The sequence below is a fragment of the Fulvivirga ulvae genome, assembly GCF_021389975.1.
Taxonomy (GTDB): domain Bacteria; phylum Bacteroidota; class Bacteroidia; order Cytophagales; family Cyclobacteriaceae; genus Fulvivirga; species Fulvivirga ulvae.
In genome coordinates, this window is sequence record NZ_CP089981.1 from 5508807 (window position 1) to 5528145 (window position 19339).

At 41.9% G+C, this 19339-nt stretch carries 15 protein-coding genes and 2 tRNA genes; 9 read left to right on the top strand and 8 right to left on the bottom strand.

Annotation, left to right across the window (positions count from 1 at the left end):
- Window positions 1–325: 325 nt before the first annotated feature.
- From LVD17_RS23200 to LVD17_RS23215, 4 genes are all read right to left on the bottom strand, one after another.
- Window positions 326–766, bottom strand: coding sequence for a 3'-5' exonuclease (locus LVD17_RS23200; protein WP_233761816.1), 441 nt, complete (start codon window positions 764–766; stop codon window positions 326–328).
- A gap of 73 nt (window positions 767–839) precedes the next feature.
- A complete protein-coding gene (locus LVD17_RS23205) occupies window positions 840–1946 on the bottom strand; it encodes a slipin family protein (protein WP_233761818.1) in 1107 nt (368 codons plus the stop codon).
- Window positions 1947–2304: 358 nt separating this feature from the next.
- Window positions 2305–2369, bottom strand: a tRNA-OTHER gene (locus LVD17_RS23210).
- 527 nt (window positions 2370–2896) lie between these two features.
- A tRNA-Pro gene (locus tag LVD17_RS23215) sits at window positions 2897–2968 on the bottom strand.
- 415 nt (window positions 2969–3383) lie between these two features.
- Here LVD17_RS23215 and LVD17_RS23220 point away from each other — a divergent pair.
- Window positions 3384–5120, top strand: coding sequence for a WCX domain-containing protein (locus tag LVD17_RS23220; protein WP_233761820.1), 1737 nt, complete (start codon window positions 3384–3386; stop codon window positions 5118–5120).
- Between the two features lie 19 nt (window positions 5121–5139).
- On the opposite strand, the gene LVD17_RS23225 is transcribed toward LVD17_RS23220, so the two are convergent.
- Window positions 5140–6138, bottom strand: coding sequence for an SAM-dependent methyltransferase (locus LVD17_RS23225; protein WP_233761822.1), 999 nt, complete (start codon window positions 6136–6138; stop codon window positions 5140–5142).
- A gap of 150 nt (window positions 6139–6288) precedes the next feature.
- Between LVD17_RS23225 and LVD17_RS23230 the strand changes: the two genes are divergently transcribed.
- From LVD17_RS23230 to LVD17_RS23255, 6 genes are all read left to right on the top strand, one after another.
- Window positions 6289–7299, top strand: a complete 1011-nt coding sequence (locus LVD17_RS23230) for an App1 family protein phosphatidate phosphatase (protein WP_233761824.1) — start codon at window positions 6289–6291, stop codon at window positions 7297–7299.
- Between the two features lie 370 nt (window positions 7300–7669).
- The gene (locus LVD17_RS23235) at window positions 7670–8452 is read left to right on the top strand and encodes an ATP-binding protein (RefSeq protein ID WP_233761827.1); all 783 of its coding nucleotides are present in this window, start codon (window positions 7670–7672) and stop codon (window positions 8450–8452) included.
- Between the two features lie 219 nt (window positions 8453–8671).
- The gene (locus LVD17_RS23240) at window positions 8672–9130 is read left to right on the top strand and encodes a (2Fe-2S)-binding protein (protein ID WP_233761829.1); all 459 of its coding nucleotides are present in this window, start codon (window positions 8672–8674) and stop codon (window positions 9128–9130) included.
- A gap of 36 nt (window positions 9131–9166) precedes the next feature.
- On the top strand, window positions 9167–11368 hold the full coding sequence (locus tag LVD17_RS23245; protein WP_233761831.1) for a molybdopterin cofactor-binding domain-containing protein: 2202 nt from the start codon (window positions 9167–9169) through the stop codon (window positions 11366–11368).
- A 20-nt stretch (window positions 11369–11388) separates the two neighbouring features.
- Complete coding sequence (locus tag LVD17_RS23250) at window positions 11389–11616, top strand: putative universal stress family protein (protein ID WP_233761833.1); 228 nt, start codon at window positions 11389–11391, stop codon at window positions 11614–11616.
- A 10-nt stretch (window positions 11617–11626) separates the two neighbouring features.
- Window positions 11627–11833 carry a universal stress protein gene (locus tag LVD17_RS23255; protein ID WP_441712383.1) on the top strand — a complete coding sequence of 69 codons (207 nt, stop codon included), beginning with the start codon at window positions 11627–11629 and terminating at the stop codon, window positions 11831–11833.
- 267 nt (window positions 11834–12100) lie between these two features.
- On the opposite strand, the gene LVD17_RS23260 is transcribed toward LVD17_RS23255, so the two are convergent.
- The 3 genes from LVD17_RS23260 to LVD17_RS23270 form a co-directional block, all read right to left on the bottom strand.
- A complete protein-coding gene (locus LVD17_RS23260) occupies window positions 12101–12502 on the bottom strand; it encodes a VOC family protein (protein ID WP_233761836.1) in 402 nt (133 codons plus the stop codon).
- Window positions 12503–12808: 306 nt separating this feature from the next.
- Window positions 12809–15028: an FUSC family protein gene (locus LVD17_RS23265; protein WP_233761838.1), complete on the bottom strand. Its 2220-nt coding sequence runs from the start codon at window positions 15026–15028 to the stop codon at window positions 12809–12811.
- Between the two features lie 116 nt (window positions 15029–15144).
- The gene (locus LVD17_RS23270; RefSeq protein WP_233761840.1) at window positions 15145–16836 is read right to left on the bottom strand and encodes a PAS domain-containing sensor histidine kinase; all 1692 of its coding nucleotides are present in this window, start codon (window positions 16834–16836) and stop codon (window positions 15145–15147) included.
- A gap of 416 nt (window positions 16837–17252) precedes the next feature.
- Between LVD17_RS23270 and LVD17_RS23275 the strand changes: the two genes are divergently transcribed.
- Window positions 17253–17999, top strand: coding sequence for a LytR/AlgR family response regulator transcription factor (locus tag LVD17_RS23275; protein ID WP_233761842.1), 747 nt, complete (start codon window positions 17253–17255; stop codon window positions 17997–17999).
- A 164-nt stretch (window positions 18000–18163) separates the two neighbouring features.
- The gene (locus tag LVD17_RS23280; RefSeq protein ID WP_233761844.1) at window positions 18164–19324 is read left to right on the top strand and encodes a porin; all 1161 of its coding nucleotides are present in this window, start codon (window positions 18164–18166) and stop codon (window positions 19322–19324) included.
- Window positions 19325–19339: the final 15 nt, after the last annotated feature.

Sequence of the window (19339 nt, forward strand, 5' to 3'; positions counted from 1 at the left end):
TATTGGTGTCATTGGAGACATTTCTAAACTTATGTGAAATATTTTTGGAGACTGCTTGGTTGGTAAAGCCTTAGTTGTTCAGGGGTACTGACAGAAGCTAATACCTCCATATCATAAATGCGCTGCTAGTGTCTGTCAGGGGACAGACACGGGAGAAGCACAGACCAAGGGAGAGAGAACCCCTAAGCTGTCCCCCGACAGCTTACCTCCAATCAAAAAGCAAGCGATTCAAAATTTCCAATCCTGAAAGTTCTTCTGAAAAACCTTGGCGATATTTCGTGCATCATCGATACCACGGTGGTGGCTTCCGGATAGCTCAATTCCTTCATGTTTTAAGGCTGATTTCATGCCTACGGGCCTTCGGAGCTTTTTTTATTTCAGCAAACTGGTGTTTTAAGCTGATGTGGGCATTGACCCAAGCTGCGTCTACACCATGCAGAGAACAGTCCGCCTTCAACTGCGTTCTGTCATAGAAGCCCCATGAGCAAAGTACATAGGGTGCTTCAATATCAATCCAGGCTTGAAAATCGCCGATTATCTGAGGAAACAGGTCTGCTTTATCGATATCACTTTGTTGAATGGAAGTAAGCTCTTGGCAAAAGTCTGAAAGCCTGGGATTGATAACAGACTTAATAAATGCATCAAACTCTGATACGATGTATTGAGTACTATCTATTTTAACAGCCCCTATTTCTATGATTTCCCTGATCCGGCCTGACTTCTCTTTCCAACAGGTTGATTCCAGATCAAATATTATATAATTCATTTTCTTTTTATTTGAGAAAAGGTGCCTGTAGTTGCTGATTAGTACAACTACAGAGCACCTTACATTCTAGTCTCTATTTCGCTCCCGGCGCAAAGATACCTCTCAACTGGTCAAGCACCTGGCCGTTTCCGGATACGGTGATCTCCCCTATTTTCTCAGCTATCTTCTCGACGTATTCCATCTCCTTGAGTTTGAATAACATCTCGTTTTCCTCCATAAGCTTTGCTGTGTTCAACAAGCTTCTCGTTGACGCCGTTTCTTCCCTTCTGGTGATCACGTTGGCCTGTGCTTTCTTTTGAGCAATCAATACCTGGTTCATGATCTCCTTCATATCACCAGGCAGTATGATATCCCTCACACCGCAACCTTTTATCCCTACACCCAGATCTTCGGCCTTTGCCTTCAAGGAGCTCATCACATACTCACTAATGGTTTCTTTGCTTTCCAGCAATTCATCCAAGGTCAATGTACCGATAAACTCTCTTAATGCAAATTGCATGAAGACATATAACTGCTTTTGGAAGTCCTTGTTTTCAACAACAGCTTTGGTAACATCAGTTACTTTATACTGAGCATAAAAATTCACTCTCAGCGCAGCCTTATCTTTGGTCAAGATCTCCTGACCGGAAACTTCCAACTGAGATTGTCTCAGGTCTACCCTTGAAACTGCTACTTCTTTGGCATTTTTCCAAAAGTAGTATTCTCCCGGGCCAAGGATTTTCTCAGCCTTGTTGTCAACGAAAAGTACTGCATTTTCAAAAGTTTCGACTTTGCAAACCCTGACAAATGGCACGAGCTCTTTTCGCTTGATTGCCAGCAAATCTATAGTCTCTGTAATTTCGATTTTACTCAAATCGGCCTTTACGAATGAATACTCCACCACACCCTTCCAAAAGGCATATTTACCAGGTGTCAAAACTCCTTTAAAATTCATATCCTCGTACTGCAAGGCTATTTCATTATCCTTAACTTCCACTATTTGCAAGTGTTTGGCCAATGCCTCATCCCTCAAAAGCAAGTTAAGCTCGATGGCAGGATAGAACGGCCTGGACATATCATACTGCACCACAGTTTCAAATGGGTATAGCCAGTAATTACCTTCTGTAATTACTCTTTTGTAATCATCATTTCTGAAGACTAATCCAATTTTACCAGTGTTAATTCTGATCCTTTTCATCATTTTATATATTTAGTTATTCATAATTCAAAACAAAAAGCATTCAAAGCCAGGTCATTCTTCCTATGTGGAATCATCATTAAGTCTGAACGGAACCTCATGGTTTTCTTCAAGAGAACACTCTTTCTGATCAGACCAAAAAAGGACTTCACATACTTAAGGTCAACTTCAAGAAAAGCAGTGGACCCACATCAAACGGTATCCTCATGATTTCGAAACATCATCAGAACTGCGCCATGGTGTCGAAGCCATCATTTTGCCGGCCTGACTTCTCCTGCTTTTTTAATAGAACCATTTTTAGAAGTTGGTATCTTCGAAACGGAACCTAAATCCGGTGTGTTAACCATTACACTATCTCAAAAGGATTGAGAGTGGGATTCGAACCCACATCACAAAGGGCTTGTACTCTACCAACTGAGTTATTCCGGCATTACCCGGAAGAGGGATTCGAACCCTCGACATCAAGCGTGCGAAAAACAACATCAGGAGGAGCAGCATATCCCGATTTTCATCTCAGGACACTATGGAGCCATACAGAAACTCTCATCAGGTCTCTCACCTTCTGTTTTCTTCGTGCTTCCCTTTAGGGGAAGATTTTGTGTCCCTGACAAGCAGGAACAATATTTTAATCATTTAAAGAACTTGCCTCTCTCCCCGGATTCGAACCGGGACTTCCCCATAGGGACTCATCCGGCTATAAATGCGCTTCCCTACTCAACTTCTCCGAGTGGTCTTTCGGTGCTTCTGCAAATTCTGTCCATTTAAGCGCTTGTCCTAAACGGCTTCATCCGGATAATACACGGTTACGTCCATAACTTTTACCGCAGCACTTCCTTTTATGCTAGAGAGAGTTTGTGGAGATGACTGGATTCGAACCTGCTCAGCAATTACGCATTAGATTTATCCCGATCGCTATCGGGACCCGACTCTCCATCCCCTTCTAAATTTCAAAGTCTGAGAAGCAGGATTTGAACCTGCGACCTCCTGCGTCCAAGGCAGGCAAACTACCACCGTTATCCTCCCAGTTTAGAACCCCCGGCCATTTGCCGGGGGGCAGCTCGCACTTGTTCGTAATGTCCTTGTGCGTTATTGATGGTTCAAAGTTGAAGGGGTAGTGCGCAATCTTTTTGCGCAGCAAATATTTTTTTACTTTTTTGTGAAAATATTTGTTGCACCTCATCCCTGCCTCTTCTCCTCAATGAGAAGGGGGAAATTATTCTCCTTGTGGAGAAATTCATATTATGAGGTAGAGACAAAAGAAGTTATAACAGTATCAAAACTCACTCTCCGCTTCGGAGAGGGGATTCTGGCCAATGCTACCCTACAGACCTTTGCAGGGTGAGGTCATACGCACAGAAAGGTAAAGCAGCTCCTTTTATAAAAGAGGTAGAATGACCTCAGAAAAAATTTAGCTGAGGCTATAAAACAAAAGAATAAACTATGCCGGTAAACAGAAATGCACTAGTTCGCTATAAAACCATAGACAATTGCCTTAGAAATAGATACAGGCTATGGACTCTTGAAGATTTGATTGAGGCATGCTCAGATGCCCTGTATGAATATGAGGGCATTGACAAGGGCGTCAGCCGCAGGACGGTGCAAATGGATATTCAAATGATGCGTAGTGACAAACTTGGTTATCACGCACCTATTATTGTAAAGGATAAGAAATATTACACTTACGAAGATCCCGACTACACCATTACAAACATTCCATTGACCGATCAGGATCTTGGTAAGCTTACTGAGGTGGTAGACATCCTGAAGCAGTTTAAGGGTTTTACCCACTTCCAGGAATTGAGCGGTATGGTGCAGAAGCTGGAAGACAAAATACATGTTTCAAAGACTAAGGAGCGGCCTGTTATTGATATTGAGAAGAATGAAAACCTAAAAGGACTGGAGCATATTGATCCTTTGTATCAGGCGATCATCAGCAAAAAATGTATTGAACTGACTTACCAATCATTTAAGGCGCGAACCTCCAATACTTTTGTATTTAATCCGGCTCTGCTGAAAGAGTTCAGGAACCGCTGGTTTGTATTGGGTAAAAAGAAAAGCAAAGACCCCTTCTTACTGTTGGCACTGGATAGAATCGAAGATATCAGGGAATCAGACCAGCCTTGTATCTCCTTTGATGAGGCCAGTATTTCAAATTTCTTTAAAGATGTGGTTGGTGTAAGTGTGAACAATGGTGAAGAGCCTCAAGAGGTGAAACTGTTGATTAATCATTCCAATGCCCCCTATGTATTGACCAAGCCAATTCACCACAGTCAACGGTTGGTTGAGAAGAATGATGAGGGTATTGTTATTTCCCTGCGTGTCCAGCACAATTTTGAGTTGGAAAGGGAGATTCTTGGTTTTGGAGATTACGTAAAGGTACTGGCACCTTCACGCTTAAGATCAAGAATAAAAGAACGGCTTGCACATGCTGTTGATCTGTACAGTACGGAATTAAATAAAAGCAGGATTAAGCATTTTGGCAAAAAGCTGGAAGCCAGAGGCACGGTTACAGTCAATCATGTATACACCCGTAAGGAGATTTCTAAAATGGGTTCGCTCCTGCACCATTACCGATCGGCCAATCCTTCTGATAATCAACAGGTGTATGCCATCAGAGGGCTGCTCGGCAAAATTCCTGAGCTAAGGGTATTTTTACTTAACAGGAATATGAAATACATATTATCAAATATTGACGGCAATCTGTTTCTGACCAAAGCGCTTTTCTTTAACAAACCTGCCCAGTCTAACTGGTATGTCACCTGGCATCAGGACAAAACGATCAATGTACTTGAGAAGAAGAAAACGGAGGGTTTCAATGGCTGGACCAAAAAGGAAGATCATTACGGTGTAGTCCCGCCGGAAGAGATATTGCGCAATACGCTTACTGTTCGTGTACATCTTGATGACACTACAGAGGAAAATGGAGCATTAAAGGTGATGTCAGGGTCGCATAATAAAATCCTTACTGACGCAGAAGTGGATCTCATTACCGGAAATGGTATCGCTTCAACCATCGAAGTGATGTCAGGGGGTATTCAGCTTATGAAGCCCCTGCTACTTCATGCTTCATCCAAAACCACCAATAACAGGAACCGGCGGGTCATCCACCTGGAGTTTAATTCCGTGGAGCTACCGGGTGACCTGAAGTGGGCAGAAAAGGAAATTATTCCGGGATAATCAGGTATTACTGATAACTCTATTTCTTTTCAAACACCAGCCGGGCATGGCCCATGATCTCTCTTTCGAAGCAGACACGATTGGGCCTGACCCTCAAAACAGCCAATTGATGACGAAATTCTTTGTCAGTCAGCAGTTTAGGTACTAAAGAAGCAAACCACATATATTTCTTCCATTGAAACCTGTAAAACCGCCTGGTCCATTCCCTGTTGGTTTTGACATAATCAAGCCGGCCATCACTATAGAAAATGTTCTTAAAATAAGGTTCTGCAACCCTTACGATATGCTCATATCCGTACGGCACCCATGAGTCAGGGTTATGCTTTAAAAGGAGAGCCACCATATAACTGTCAGAGTCTTTCGGCGCATTAATATCTATATCTTCAAAGGGGACCATATTTTTCTCAAACGTCATACTTTGCATATAGAACCGGTCACCTTTTTCCAAAAGGTTAGCCACATGTTTGAAATAGTCCTCATAAACAGCGTCCTGCCGGCCATTCAGGTAGTCCTTAACAGAAGCTACGTGCTCAAAACTACCAAAGGCAGTAACCGCATTAAAAACACCAAAATCCTCTGGCTTGATATACCTGGCGTCTCTTAGAAATACATCAAGGCCATTCTCAAGGCAGGCCTGTACCTGCCCGTCAGACAGATTCACTCCAATGCCCTCCGCACCCGTTTTTTCTTTAAGATACTTGAGCCAGCCACCCCACCCGCATCCCAGGTCGAGCACTCTGCTTCCTCGCTTTATGCGCAACTGATCTATTACAAACTCATATTTCCTGATCTGGGCTTCTTCCAATGACAATGAGTAATCGCCGTTATACATAGCATTGCTGAAATGTGCATTCTCACCAAGGCTTAATCGGATAAACTTATCAATATTGGTATAAGTGAAGTCCATCTCCTTTTTTTTATCCCACATTTGTCCGTCCCTTTCACTTACACTGGAGCCAACCCATTTATTTTTAATACGTGCAGGGCCGGCGCTGAGATTATGTTGGTTTGGGTTCATTATTTTGCTGGTTAGGTGATGATTACAGGTTAGAATTTACGCAATTATCACGACTAAAACGAGGAATAAATTATAATGCTACACCTGTAAATGCACACAGGAATAAACGAATCTTAAATTTGCTTACTTTTGCTCCTTCATTAAAAATTTATGTCTGCATCCAGGTATTTATCAAAGTTTTTAAAACGGGAAGATCCTGTTATCATAGTGCCATACGGAGGTTATGCCAGTGACCTGATGATACATGCCCAGGCACGGGTGCTGGAAGACGAAGGTATCAGGCAATCCGAAGCAGATTCAGCACTAAAAAACCTCTGGAATTCCTTCAAACGTTTCGAATCTGACGAGAAAAAAGGCATGAAAGTTAAGGTAAAATGGGGCGACCAGGAGAAGTTGCTTGTTTCGGATAAAGAAGGCTATGTTTATCTGGATGAAGCTCTTAAACAACAATATACCCATGAAGAAACCCTTTGGATACCGCTAACTTACGAGCTCATGCAGGACGCTGAAGTTATTTACCAGACTACTACTCAGGTAATGAAACCATCTTACAAAGCTGAGTTTGGTGTTATCAGTGATCTTGATGATACCGTGATCCATACCGGCGTATCGTCAACTTTAAAATGGAGGTTACTTGTTAATTCCCTGATGCGCCATAGTCACAACCGGATGCCGCTGGAGGGAGCTCATGAGTTTTATAGACTACTATACAAAGGAAAATCAGGTTTTGCCACCAATCCGTTCTTTTACCTGTCCAACAGTCCATGGAATATCTATGATTATTTAAACGCCTTTCTTAGAAAATATGACTTTCCTGACGGACCTGTATTACTTAGGGATATAGGCATAAGCTGGCCGCGCCGTAAGTCATTTATGGAAGGCAACAAATACCTGAAAGTAAAGCACATTCTTGAGACCTACCCATCCTTGCCATTTATACTGATTGGCGATGCCGCTGAAATAGATGCAGACATTTATCTCAAAATAGCCAGAACTTTTCCTGAGCAGATCCGGGCCATATATATTCGTGCAGTAAAAAAACAGTCGTTGATTAAAAGAGTAGAAAGCCTTATTGAGGCCAACACTGACATTAAAGTAGTGCTGATCCGGGAAAATCAAAAAGCTATAGACCATGCCAGGGAAAATGGATACATTCAGTAACTGTATTTAATAATGAGTGAAGTCAGACTGTAGCTAAGTTTTAACTTTTAACCTCCAATTCCCAACTCTGAAAGTAACCTTTTTTGCAATGGGCTTCTGCCTTTTCTTCACAACCATTAAGCTTTATCAAACCTTCGAAAGTATGGATAAAATGTTTTACCGTTGTTAACAGGCTTCCATAGAGTAGCAATTTGTATTGATTGACCTACTTAATTTTAATGAAATTTAGAAACAAATAATTGTTTAAATACTTATATTGTTGAAACCACAATTTGATCCAGATTCAGTATATAAGGTGATCATTCAAAAAGTTCTATATCAGCAAAATTTATCCTTTAAGGAAAATCGGATCTACCGTATTTTTAACATTATGCTGATCCTTGCGATTGTTATAGTATTTTTAATGGGCATTTTCCTGATCAGCCTGGGCGAAGTGTTACCTTTTTGGATCTGTATGAGCGAGGTTGTAATTTTTTCTGCTATGCTCTATTTTCACCTAAAAGGATTTTTTACAACCACACGCTATATATTTTTCCTGTTTGCCATCTCAGTACAAGCCTATGGCAGTCTCTACCATGGCCCCAATGGTGGTTTTGATTTCTTCTACCTTACCACGGCCCTGACACCGATCCTGTTTTTCGACAAAAAGAGACATTACCTTTCTCTTTTTATATTCAGTATGGCCTCTTTCATCACAGTCAAGTTCCTCTATGATTATGTAGACCCGGTATTGCCCTTTGAAACCCGGCAACTACTTCCCTATTATTTAAATATTGTCATAAGCATGGTGCTCATTTATATTGGCTATACCATGTTTAAATCTGAGCACCTCAAATACGAGCAAAAGCTGCAGGAACAGCGTGCGGCCCTAGCAGCGGTAAAAGACCAGCTGGAAACACTGCTACAAGCCAGCACCAGGAAAATAGAAAGGCACAATGAAAACATGATCAGGTATGCCTTCCTTAACTCCCACAAAGTAAGGAGCCCGCTTGCCAGAATACTGGGCCTGGTGAATTTAACAAAATATGAAGACCTGGATGATGAAGACAAAAGGCTGTATTATTTTGAAGAACTCAAATCCAATGCCGGAGAACTGGACAGGGTCCTGAAAGAAATGAGTCAGATCCTAAATAACCACATGGAGGAAAAATGATTATTCAGTTCGCATTTTACATATTCATATTTCATAGTTTCACAAGTTTTTAGTCTGCCAACTGGTAAATCATGAACGGTGAAATGGTGAATTGTACAAGCGCCGTTCAACCAAGATATTAACCGCAAAGGTTTTACCTTTTTCCTGTAAAATATTTGAAAAGAAAACCACAGGCAAAGGCTGGCTTAAGTGAGCTAATTAAGCTAAATTAAAGCAATCATGGCACAATACACTTTAAATATCAACGGAAAGCCCCATCAGGTAGATGTGGCCCCGGATACACCACTATTGTGGGTATTGCGGGATCATCTGAAGCTATTAGGAACCAAGTTCGGCTGTGGTATTGGCCAATGCGGAGCCTGTACGATTCACTTCGACGGCGTTGCCACACGGTCATGCCTGATACCTGTATCAGCAGCAGGCAATACATCCATTATCACCATCGAAGGTTTATCAGAAAACCAGGATCACCCGGTACAACTGGCCTGGCTTGCGCATGATGTACCTCAATGTGGCTATTGCCAAAGCGGACAAATGATGAGTGCGGCATCATTGTTAAAGCAAACTCCAAGTCCGACAGATGAAGAAATAGAGGCTGCAATGGCAGGAAACATCTGTAGATGCGGAACCTATGTGCGAATAAAAGCAGCTATAAAAACTGCTGCATCCAAAAGCTGATCCCGGCTACTTCTCCATTTAAAAATCAACATTCCCATGACGCTTATCAAAACCAATTATAACAGACGATCATTTTTAAAAGTCTCTGCTGCAGCGGGTGGCGGAATCATTTTGGGTTTCAACTGGCTGGTGTCCTGCACCCCGTCGGAAAAGCAGTTGGCTCAAATGCCTGAAGAATGGTTTAACATTAATGCATTCCTCAAAATCGGGGACAATGGCATAGTCACGATCATGTCTCCCAACCCTGAAATAGGCCAGAATGTAAAGACTTCCATGCCTATGATCATAGCCGAAGAGCTGGATGTGAACTGGAAGAACGTAGTAGTAGAGCAGGCAGGACTTGACACGCAAAAGTACACCCGCCAGTTGGCCGGAGGTAGTCAATCCATACGCCAGGGGTGGCAAAGCCTTAGAATGGCGGGAGCAACTGCCAGACGCATGCTTCTGGAAGCCGCTGCAAAGCAGTGGAATATACCAGTAAATGAGCTGACCACCGAAGGAGGTGTGATCAAACATAAGTCTGGAAAAACAGTCAGCTATGGTGAAATAGCCTCTGCTGCTGCCAATATTAGTGTACCGGAAGAAGTACAGTTAAAAGATCCGAAAGATTTTAAAATAATAGGACAGCCCACAAAGAATGTTGATGGATCGAAAATAATAAAAGGAGAACCACTTTTCGGACTGGATTATTACAAAGAAGGTATGCTCACCGCCATGATAGTACACCCACCTGCATTTGGCCTTAAGCCTAAAAGTGTAGACGACAGTGCTGCCAGAGCCATGCCTGGGATTACAGATGTATTCATTATCAATTCCCTTCCGGATGGCGTTGAAAGACAGTGGTCAGATGTCAACGCTTTTCCTGAATTGGTAGTAGTGGCTGGCACCGGCACATGGGAAGTAATGAAAGCAAAAAAAGCCTTAAAAATAGAATGGGAGCAGATAACCCCAGGAGAAAGCACTTCTGATTACATGACTGGTCTGGCTGCCTTGATGGATAAAACACCCACCGAACCATCACGCAAAGACGGTAATCCTGATCAGGCATTTAAAAATGCTGCCAAAGTGATAGAGCGAACATACACTGCTCCCTTTCTGGCCCACAACACCATGGAGCCGATGAACTTCTTTGCCCATATTACTGCAGATAAAGCCGAGCTTGTGGGGCCAATTCAAACACCTGAATACCTCCGAAAAACCCTTGTGGAAGTACTTAGCCTTCCTGAAGATAAAATCTCCATTATGATGACCCGGATGGGTGGAGGTTTCGGACGCCGGTTATATGGTAACTTCGCCGTTGAGGCTGCTGTAATATCCAAAAAGCTGAACGCACCCGTAAAATTAATGTACACCCGTGAAGATGACATGACCCAGGGTACGTACAGGCCGGCTTACACCGTGAAATACCAGGCAGCCCTTGATGCTGACAACAAACTCATTGGGTTCAAAATAAGAGGCGCCGGCATTAACGGCAGCCCAGTGTTCAACAACCGTTTTCCCGCTGGTGCGGTTGATAATTACCTGTCAGAAAACCATTCTTTAGACTCCAATATTTCTACCGGTGCATGGCGTGCCCCATCATCCAACTTCATAGCGTTTGCAGAGCAGTCGTTTTTAGACGAGATCGCTGAAACAGTGGGCAAGGATCCAATAGATTTCAGGCTGGAGTTGTTTGAAAGGGCCAAAGCAAATCCCGTAGGCTCGGAAAATGATTATGATCCTGAAAGATATGCAGGTGTACTTAAACTGGTTAAAGAAAAATCCGGCTGGGGTACTGATAAGCCCGGTGTAAGCCGTGGGGTATCTGCCTATTACTGTCACAACTCTTATGTGGCACAGGTGGTGGATTTGGTAATGAAAGATGACTCTCCGGTAATACAAAAAATCTGGTGTGCCATAGATTGCGGTATAGTAGTGAACCCGGAAGGTGCACTCAACCAGGTAGAAGGTGGTATTATCGATGGTGTTGGTCATGCTATGTATAGTGCCATGACCTTCAAAAATGGAAAACCGGACCAAAGCAACTTCAACAACTATAAATTACTCAGAATGAACGAGGCCCCACTCGAAATAGAGACCTTCTTTGTTCAAAACGGTATAGATCCGACCGGTTTGGGAGAGCCTTCTCTTCCTCCTGTTGCTGCAGCTTTGGCAAATGCTATTTACAACGCCACCGGTGTAAGGGTAGCGAGCCAGCCTTTTGCAGATCATATGGGTAAAGAGAAAGTAGTGAGTTAAATTATCAGCAACATACTTCAATGAAAAACTTCCTCCTTGCTGTTGATATCAAATCCACTGACCAGGTGCTCATGGATTATGCCCTTGTGCTTGCAGAGAAGTTCCATTCCAAAGTATGGATCGTGCATATTGCAGCGCCTGATCCTGACTTTGTAGGCTATGGAGTAGGTCCTACTTACATTCGAAAAAGCCGGGCGGATGAGTTAAGAAAAGAGCATAAAGAGCTTCACTCCTACCTCAGAATTTGAGAGTAAGTCCATCTCTGCCGATGCCCTCCTTATTCAAGGCCCGACAGTTGAAATGCTGAAAGAAGAGGTAGGTAAATTACAAATTGACTTGCTGATTATAGGTAGCCATAAGCACGGCCTTTTATATGAGATGTTTGTGGGAAGTACAACAATTGATATGGTCAAAAAGCACAGTATCCCTATGATGATTATTCCCTTGCCTGATGTGGATGAGTAGGCCCAAACAGCATAGTTAAGTTTTAAGCCCTTGCTTTACTAAGCCTTCAGGGGTTAGTAGAGCTTGCCTACTCAGACTTGTACTCTCAATATTATGGGCGTTGTAATGATTATATTTATATTAAACCCTTCGTTAAACTAAAAGCTTTTACAACCTGAAAATCATTTTCACCGTGGCAAGTTAGCCTTTATTCTAACTGTCCAACACACTATGCATTTCATGTATTCATCTTTGTTTAAAGCGAATATAGAGTTTCCTATTTCACTTTTAACCAGGCTCTTTATCCAACAACATAGCCTTTGCCCTTTTACAAAATTGTATCGCCAATCCCCAGGGATCACGCATCATCACCAGATGGGAACCATCCTCCAGATGATCTTCGGTAACTAATGTCGCCCCGGCTTCCAGCAAATTATCTTTATCAACTTCCGGTGATTCGGATACAAAAGCCAGGTGCAAAAGCAAAGGATTCATGGTTCGGTAAGTCGGTATTTCATCTGCAGGGTTTCTATAGATCTCAACCATTACCCTTCCACTGTCATCTGCCAGAAAAGCAGTAAAAGGAGCCTCCATTCGCTGCCTCACTACTTTAAGGCCAAGATGTTTAGTATACCATTGCACCATTCCGACGGGGTCTTCCACATTAATAGCAAAGTGTTCAATTTTCATTTTTGTAGTTTTAGTTAAATTGTAAGTGGCCGTAAAACTAAATAAAGCAGGTTAAATAAGTGAAGGTGTAGCTGTTAGTACTAATTAATAATGTTGAAAATGCCATACAATATTAGATACCAATTTTTGGTACTTTTAAGAAAAATTAAGCAGAGATTTATTCGGCCTCAAAGTAAATTGCCACATAATATTTTATCGTAAAATAAGTGCTGATCTTGTTGAAATAACAAGAATTTTGCACGGTCGTATGGATCTAAAAAACAGGATGATAGAATAAAAGGCAAAGCCTGGTACGAGTAATGTGATCTAAACACCTCTCGCCCCTACTACCTTCTTAATATTCTCCGAGATGGAATACAACCACTTGAGCTGCTCAGAGATCAGCCTGATCTCCTGAATTTCTGGAGTGATCAGAAGCCTTGAAGTCTCTCCTGCCCCGGTGCTGTCATTCTCGCTGATTAATTTATGATATTGGTCGTCAAGATATTGCTGGGCTTCGGCTACATTGGCTTCAATCTCATGGTCATGAACGTATTCGTTATTAACCGTTCTAAGGGCAATATCCAGATTTTCGCAAATACTGGAAATGTACATCTCAAAGTAGCGGGAGGCCTCAGTGGTTTTATGGTTATGGATGTAAGTGCCCAATGCCGCTGCCAGGGAAAGAAAGGTATGATTTAACGTAACCACCTCATACATCTGCGACAGGTTTTTCTGTTTGGATTTTGGCTCCTGTGCCATACGCTGAAAAGCTGCATTTAAATTGCCTATGGCCAGAAAAGCATTTTTCCTTGAAAGCTTGTACGAAGGATCAGCATCGTTTTTATGGTGATAATAATTATCGACCTCCCTGAGGTAAAGGATATTGGATTGTATGGCTTCCACGATAAACTCGTTGATGTTTAACGATTCCCACGATGGCCATAAGAAGGTATTGGCAATAATCGCGAGGGCTGCTCCCGTCAGTGTATCTATAACCCTGAACTGGATCACATTAAGCACATTTGGCTGTATAATAGCATAGATAAAAACAATACTCAGTGTAATGAAGATCGCGGAACTTTTATAGTTCCTCTGCACCAGGGCAAAGGCCATCAAAAAAGTAATACCTGCCAGTACACCGTACACATAGAGGTTTTGCGTGATCAATACGATCACGACTGCTATGGCCGCACCAATCAACGTACCGTAGATCCGTTGCTTTGACCGTTGCTTGGTAAGTGAATACCCCGGCCTCATGATAACAATAATGGTGAGTAGTATCCAGTACGAATTCTGGAAAGGAAAAATGGCTCCGACAATCAAGCCGGCCAATACTGTAACGGCCAGCCGCAGGCTGTGTCTGAATATTGGGGACTTAAAGCTGATATTCTCGGCAAGGTTCTTTACGTCATAATCCTGCTGAGTAATGAACCTGGCAGAATACTTACCTCTGAGCCACACCTGGTTCCGGTTGTAGAGGTTGTTCATTACATTTTCTATTACCTCAAGCTTTTGCACCAGTTTATGCAGGTAATCATACTTGTTTTGCAAATGCAGCACGTTTTCCCTGATCGTTGCCGACTTACCGGAGCTTGCATACACTCTAATCTCCTCTCTGGATTCATCTAATAGCCGGGTTAGCAGTACATTCTCATTCAAAGCCCTTCTGTCTCCCATTACCCTGGAAAAATACTCCAGCCGGTCGGCTATCTCAAAAGCCAGCTTTGAAAAAGACTCAAACTGCACGTTTTTTTCATCAGAAAAAAGGCTATCATCCCCCCGACCAGCCAGGTTGGCTATAGCCAGTTCCAAAATATCAATAAGTTCAATAAAAATGAGCACCTGTCGCTTGGCAAAATTCGAAAGCCCAAAGTGTTTTCTGGAAACCAATAGAATCTCCCTTAGCGTTTCATGCTTTTCGTTGAGCTGGGTTTGCAGCTCAAACAGCTCATTTTGAAGCACTTCACTTTTCTCAGTGCTAAATGTCATCTGAGCTTTTACCCGCAGGTACTGTGATGTAAGCGACATACACTCAGCCATCAGCTGAGATGTGTGATTTCTGTCGGCAAGCAAATGGGATAATTGCGAGAAAATCAAATACCATAGACCGCCAACCCCGATCATGCCCAGATGCAGGTACAAAGCAGTTCCGGTCTGCGGATGAGCAAAACTGAAAACTATGGCCAGCAACCCTGCAAAGGATACTAAAGAAGCCCTGAAACCATAGACAGAAATGATGGAAATGGCAAAAACAAGAATACCCAATACAGGCACCAGCAGCCAAAGATTAAAGGTCGTGAGGTTAATGATCAGAGTGGCAAATATTGTGAAAACATTAGCCACAAGCAACCCGATAATCCGGTGCCTCCTTCCCCCCGGAATGTCAGCAGGCGCACAGGCAAACATACCAATGATCAGCCCCATGCCAATGTCGTACCGGTTAAATTGCCAGGCAAAAAAAAGTGAAATAAGAATAGAAAGGGTAAGAATAAAACTTTTATAAAAATCGAAGCTCTTAAAGAATCTTATTACTGATTCAATCATCAGGATCGGTTTATGACCGTTTAAAGTTTTGTTATAATTAAAGGAAATAACAGGCAAACTGCTGTTGCTGCAAAATACGTAAAGAATTTTCAAATTAGGTCTAAAACAGCTATTTATCACTCGGGAAGATAAATATGGACTGCCGTTCCTTCACCGGGCCTGCTGTTAATATCCAGTCGCCCTCCGATAAGTGCCAGCATATCCACACAGAGCGCCAAACCTAAGCCGGTACCCTGCTCCCCTCCTGTCCCCTGCTCTGACGTATGCAGGCTGGGAGACAGAAGTTCCTTGATCTTTTCCACGGGCATACCAATCCCTGTGTCCTTTATAATTATTTCCGTTTCCCCCTTTAAATTATTGGAGCTGATAGAAATGGATCCTCCTGAGGTGAACTTTATTGAATTACTTAATATATTCCTGATAATCAACTTCAAATGATCCGGGTCAGCCTTAACCATTACCGATTTATCCAGTTCATTGATCAACCTGATATCCTTAGCCTGCATGTCCTCTGTATAAAGGTCTGTACAATGGCTTACCACATCGCTGATATTAACATCAGATATATTGAGCTTGAATCCCTCAAGCTGGGATTTCACCCAGTTGAGCAGATTATCCATAGTAAAGGAGACCGCTCTTACCTGCTTTTCTATCTTTCCAGTAATTTGCATAAACTCATCCGGCGAAATGCTATGGGCAATTGAGAGCAGTCCCTGAAGAGAACGGATCGGGCTTTTTAAATCATGGGAAATAATACTGAGGAGCTTGTTTTTGGTAGTATTCATTTGTTTAAGCTCCTGTTCAGCATTTTTCAGCTGGGTAATATCAGCCACATAGACCACAAACGAAGTTACATCACCATTGTGATCTTTTACAGGTTTGTATTTGCCAAAAGCATAGAACGATTCCCCGGATGGCAATGTGTTGTACTCGCTAAATTCAGCATCCTCTCCTTTCATACACTTGTCAATTAGAGGCTGGTGAATTTCTAAAAGATGATTGGGCAACAGTTCCTTGTAATGCTGTCCTTCAATCTCTTCTACAGGTACACCAAAGGCCTCTTCATAGCGCGCATTCACAATCAAATACCGTCCATCGCGATCCACCATAGCCAAAAATAAAGGTACATGATCAATCATGGATCTTAGCAGGTGTCTATGAGAGATTAGGGCATCTTTTTGTTGTAAATTTTCCACCTGTTGTTTTTCCAGCTCATCGTTATAGCCCTTCAGTTTGTCCAGGGTGATAAGCAGGTCACTTTTAAAGGCTCCCGTAAAAAGATAGATACAGATAAACGATGCCAGGAGGTTGACATGAAGAAGTACAAAATCACCATCAAAGGCCCAGCCCATCACATCATGCTTTATCGTCTTTAACACCACAAGCGATATTGCCGCTATGGCAAAGAAAATTGATTTTAAGGGATTGTCATAAAGCACAATGATCAGTGCAGAAAAACCCACCAGAATATTCTCGGTATCAGTATCTCTTAGTTGGTTAATGGTAACGTATGAAGTAGAATCTATAAAGAACAATGCCATTACAATGAAATAGATCCTGGAGAAACTGTTCTTTCCGATATGGTTCATGTACAGTACAGGCATGATCACAAATACAATGGCACACAGATTCATGAAGGCCTGATAATACACGCCGAGAAAAAAATCAATAATAAAAAAGAATGAACAAAGGCCAAAACTTATCATGGCAATGATATTAAGTAGCCGGATACGCCTTTGCTGTATAATCACCTGACCTTCCTTAACTCCCAAATTAGCTAAATGAGAAAGTAGCTGTTTTACTGCCATCCAATAGAAATTCATTAAGAAACAATGAGTAATATAAGTAGAAAAATTTGAATTATACTCAAAAATAAAATTTTATTGTAGCAATCTTAAAGTAGTATTTGAATACCACACTTTAAACAATGCGACATGTTACCCAAAGATTATATATTCTTGCATTTTAATAAATGTTTAAACATATTTTAAATTAGTTTATCAGGGAGATTGTTAAACATGTGCTGAAAAGTCTCTGCGGCAAATGTTAAAACAGTCGAGCCATGGCGGAACCTATAAGTCAACCCTATGGTTTTGGGTAATATGCAATTTCCATATGGAAGGGACGAAATATTAATAAGAAGACAAATCAAATTGATGTGTTTTTTATTATTTAATTATTAATTTCTAATTTAAATTATACGATCATTTTTTCCCCATACTAAATGATTAACTGCATAATAGTTGATGATGAGTTTAAAAGCCGCGAAAGCCTGCAGGTATTGCTGACAGATTTCTGCGAAAATGTAACCGTTAAAGCGCTGTGCGAGAGTGTTGATGAAGGCGTAAAAGCCATTCGGGAACATAAACCTGACATGATTTTCCTTGATATACAAATGCAACGAGAAACAGGCTTTGACTTATTGAACAAAATAGATAACATCGACTTTGAAGTTGTTTTCACTACGGCGCATTCCGAATATGCTATTAAAGCATTTAAATTTTGTGCGTTAGACTATCTGCTCAAACCTATAGATCTGGAGGAGCTACGCCAAGCTGTTGCCAAAGTAAAGAACCGGCTACATCAGGATATTTCCCTGCGGCTGGAGCAGCTTATGAAGACCCTCTCCCCTCCCAAAAACCAGATCAGCAAACTTGCCCTGCCTACTTCCAATGGGTTGACTTTTGTGCAAATAGAGGATATACTCTACTGCGAGGCAGTCAGTAACTACACCAAATTTTTTATGGAAGATAGTAATGTATATATGGTGAGCAGGACGCTGAAGGAATATGACGCCATGCTGTCCGGATATAACTTCTGCCGGATCCATAACTCTTACCTGATCAATCTCAATGCCATAAAGGAATACGTGCGTGGTGAGGGAGGGTATGTTGTTTTAAACAATAATATTACACTTGATGTATCGAAACGCAAAAAAGTTGAATTTCTCAAAAAGCTTGGTTACACATAATTTAAAATTGTAAAAGCAAATACTTGTTCGACCCTTCTGCTCAGAATACTGCATATCCTCCCACCTGCTAAGTTTTACCTCCCACTTAATAAGTCTCACTATTAAAACTTTCCGAAGCTAAAGATATTTGGTCAAGATTCAGTTTAACAAAATCCTTAGCTATTATGCGGAAATACACTATGGTTGGTGCTTTGGTTTGCATACTGTCCTATACAAACGTACACTCACAAAACACCACCGACAGTAAATTTGGAAAAGGGATATCGGTAGTGGCCAGCGACTCTTCTTTTTCCCTACGTTTTAAAACACGATTTCAAACCCTATATACTGGCACATACGATGAGGGCACAGACTCCTATAAGGATAACGTGATGATAAGAAGGGCCCGATTAAAGTTTGATGGCTTTGCATACACCCCACGTTTGAAATACAAAGTGGAGCTTGGCCTTAGTAATAGAGATACAGGGGGCAGTATTCCCCAAGCCAACAATACGGCCAATATTATACTTGACGCCGTTTTAAAGTACAACTTTCACGGACGTTGGAGCGTATGGTTCGGACAAACCAAACTGCCTGGAAATATTGAAAGGGTTATTTCATCTGCTTCCCTGCAATTGGTAGATCGCAGCAACCTGAATTCCAGATTCAATATAGACCGTGACGCCGGCATACAACTTCGTTACGAATCACCGCGCTTTCGTTCTAGTACTGCTATCTCCAAAGGTGAGGGCCGGAATATTACAGCTGCCAACATGGGAGGATATGACTATACTCAACGCTTTGAGTGGTTTCCATTTGGGCAATTTACAGGAAAAGGTGACTATTTCGGAGCTGACCTAAAGCGTGAATCTGCCCCCAGGCTAATGCTGGGAGTCACGTACGATTATAATGACAGAGCCGCCAGGGAAAGAGGCCAGCTGGGAAGTTTCCTAAGTGAGGAAAGGACACTCGAAACCTGGTTTTTAGATGCCCACTTCAAGTACCGGGGCTTTTCAACCATGGTGGAGTATGCCAATAAAAAGGCGCATAATGGCCCTGCTATCGTAGATGAGACCGGCGCTACGATAGGCTCATTCTATACCGGCTCAGGCATCAATATACAATCAGGATACCTATTCAAAAATAATATTGAGCTTGCCGCACGATACACCGGTGTAGAGCCTGATAAAGAAACCGGTAAAGATAAGAATGACCAATATACGGTAGGCCTTTCAAAATATATTGTAGGGCATGCATTGAAAATACAAAGCGACATTACCCTTATTGACGAGGAGGGTGCTGATAGCCAGTATATGTATCGCTTTCAGGTAGAATTTTCTCTATAAAATAAATAACCCATA

Coding starts and splice junctions, on each gene's coding strand:
- LVD17_RS23270 (WP_233761840.1), bottom strand. CDS start 16,836: ATGGCAGTAAAACAGCTACTTTCTCATTTAGCTAATTTGGGAGTTAAG.
- LVD17_RS23260 (WP_233761836.1), bottom strand. CDS start 12,502: ATGAAAATTGAACACTTTGCTATTAATGTGGAAGACCCCGTCGGAATG.
- LVD17_RS23235 (WP_233761827.1), top strand. CDS start 7,670: ATGCTGATCCTTGCGATTGTTATAGTATTTTTAATGGGCATTTTCCTG.
- LVD17_RS23265 (WP_233761838.1), bottom strand. CDS start 15,028: ATGATTGAATCAGTAATAAGATTCTTTAAGAGCTTCGATTTTTATAAA.
- LVD17_RS23200 (WP_233761816.1), bottom strand. CDS start 766: ATGAATTATATAATATTTGATCTGGAATCAACCTGTTGGAAAGAGAAG.
- LVD17_RS23230 (WP_233761824.1), top strand. CDS start 6,289: ATGTCTGCATCCAGGTATTTATCAAAGTTTTTAAAACGGGAAGATCCT.
- LVD17_RS23250 (WP_233761833.1), top strand. CDS start 11,389: ATGAAAAACTTCCTCCTTGCTGTTGATATCAAATCCACTGACCAGGTG.
- LVD17_RS23280 (WP_233761844.1), top strand. CDS start 18,164: ATGCGGAAATACACTATGGTTGGTGCTTTGGTTTGCATACTGTCCTAT.
- LVD17_RS23245 (WP_233761831.1), top strand. CDS start 9,167: ATGACGCTTATCAAAACCAATTATAACAGACGATCATTTTTAAAAGTC.
- LVD17_RS23205 (WP_233761818.1), bottom strand. CDS start 1,946: ATGATGAAAAGGATCAGAATTAACACTGGTAAAATTGGATTAGTCTTC.
- LVD17_RS23275 (WP_233761842.1), top strand. CDS start 17,253: ATGATTAACTGCATAATAGTTGATGATGAGTTTAAAAGCCGCGAAAGC.
- LVD17_RS23225 (WP_233761822.1), bottom strand. CDS start 6,138: ATGAACCCAAACCAACATAATCTCAGCGCCGGCCCTGCACGTATTAAA.
- LVD17_RS23240 (WP_233761829.1), top strand. CDS start 8,672: ATGGCACAATACACTTTAAATATCAACGGAAAGCCCCATCAGGTAGAT.
- LVD17_RS23220 (WP_233761820.1), top strand. CDS start 3,384: ATGCCGGTAAACAGAAATGCACTAGTTCGCTATAAAACCATAGACAAT.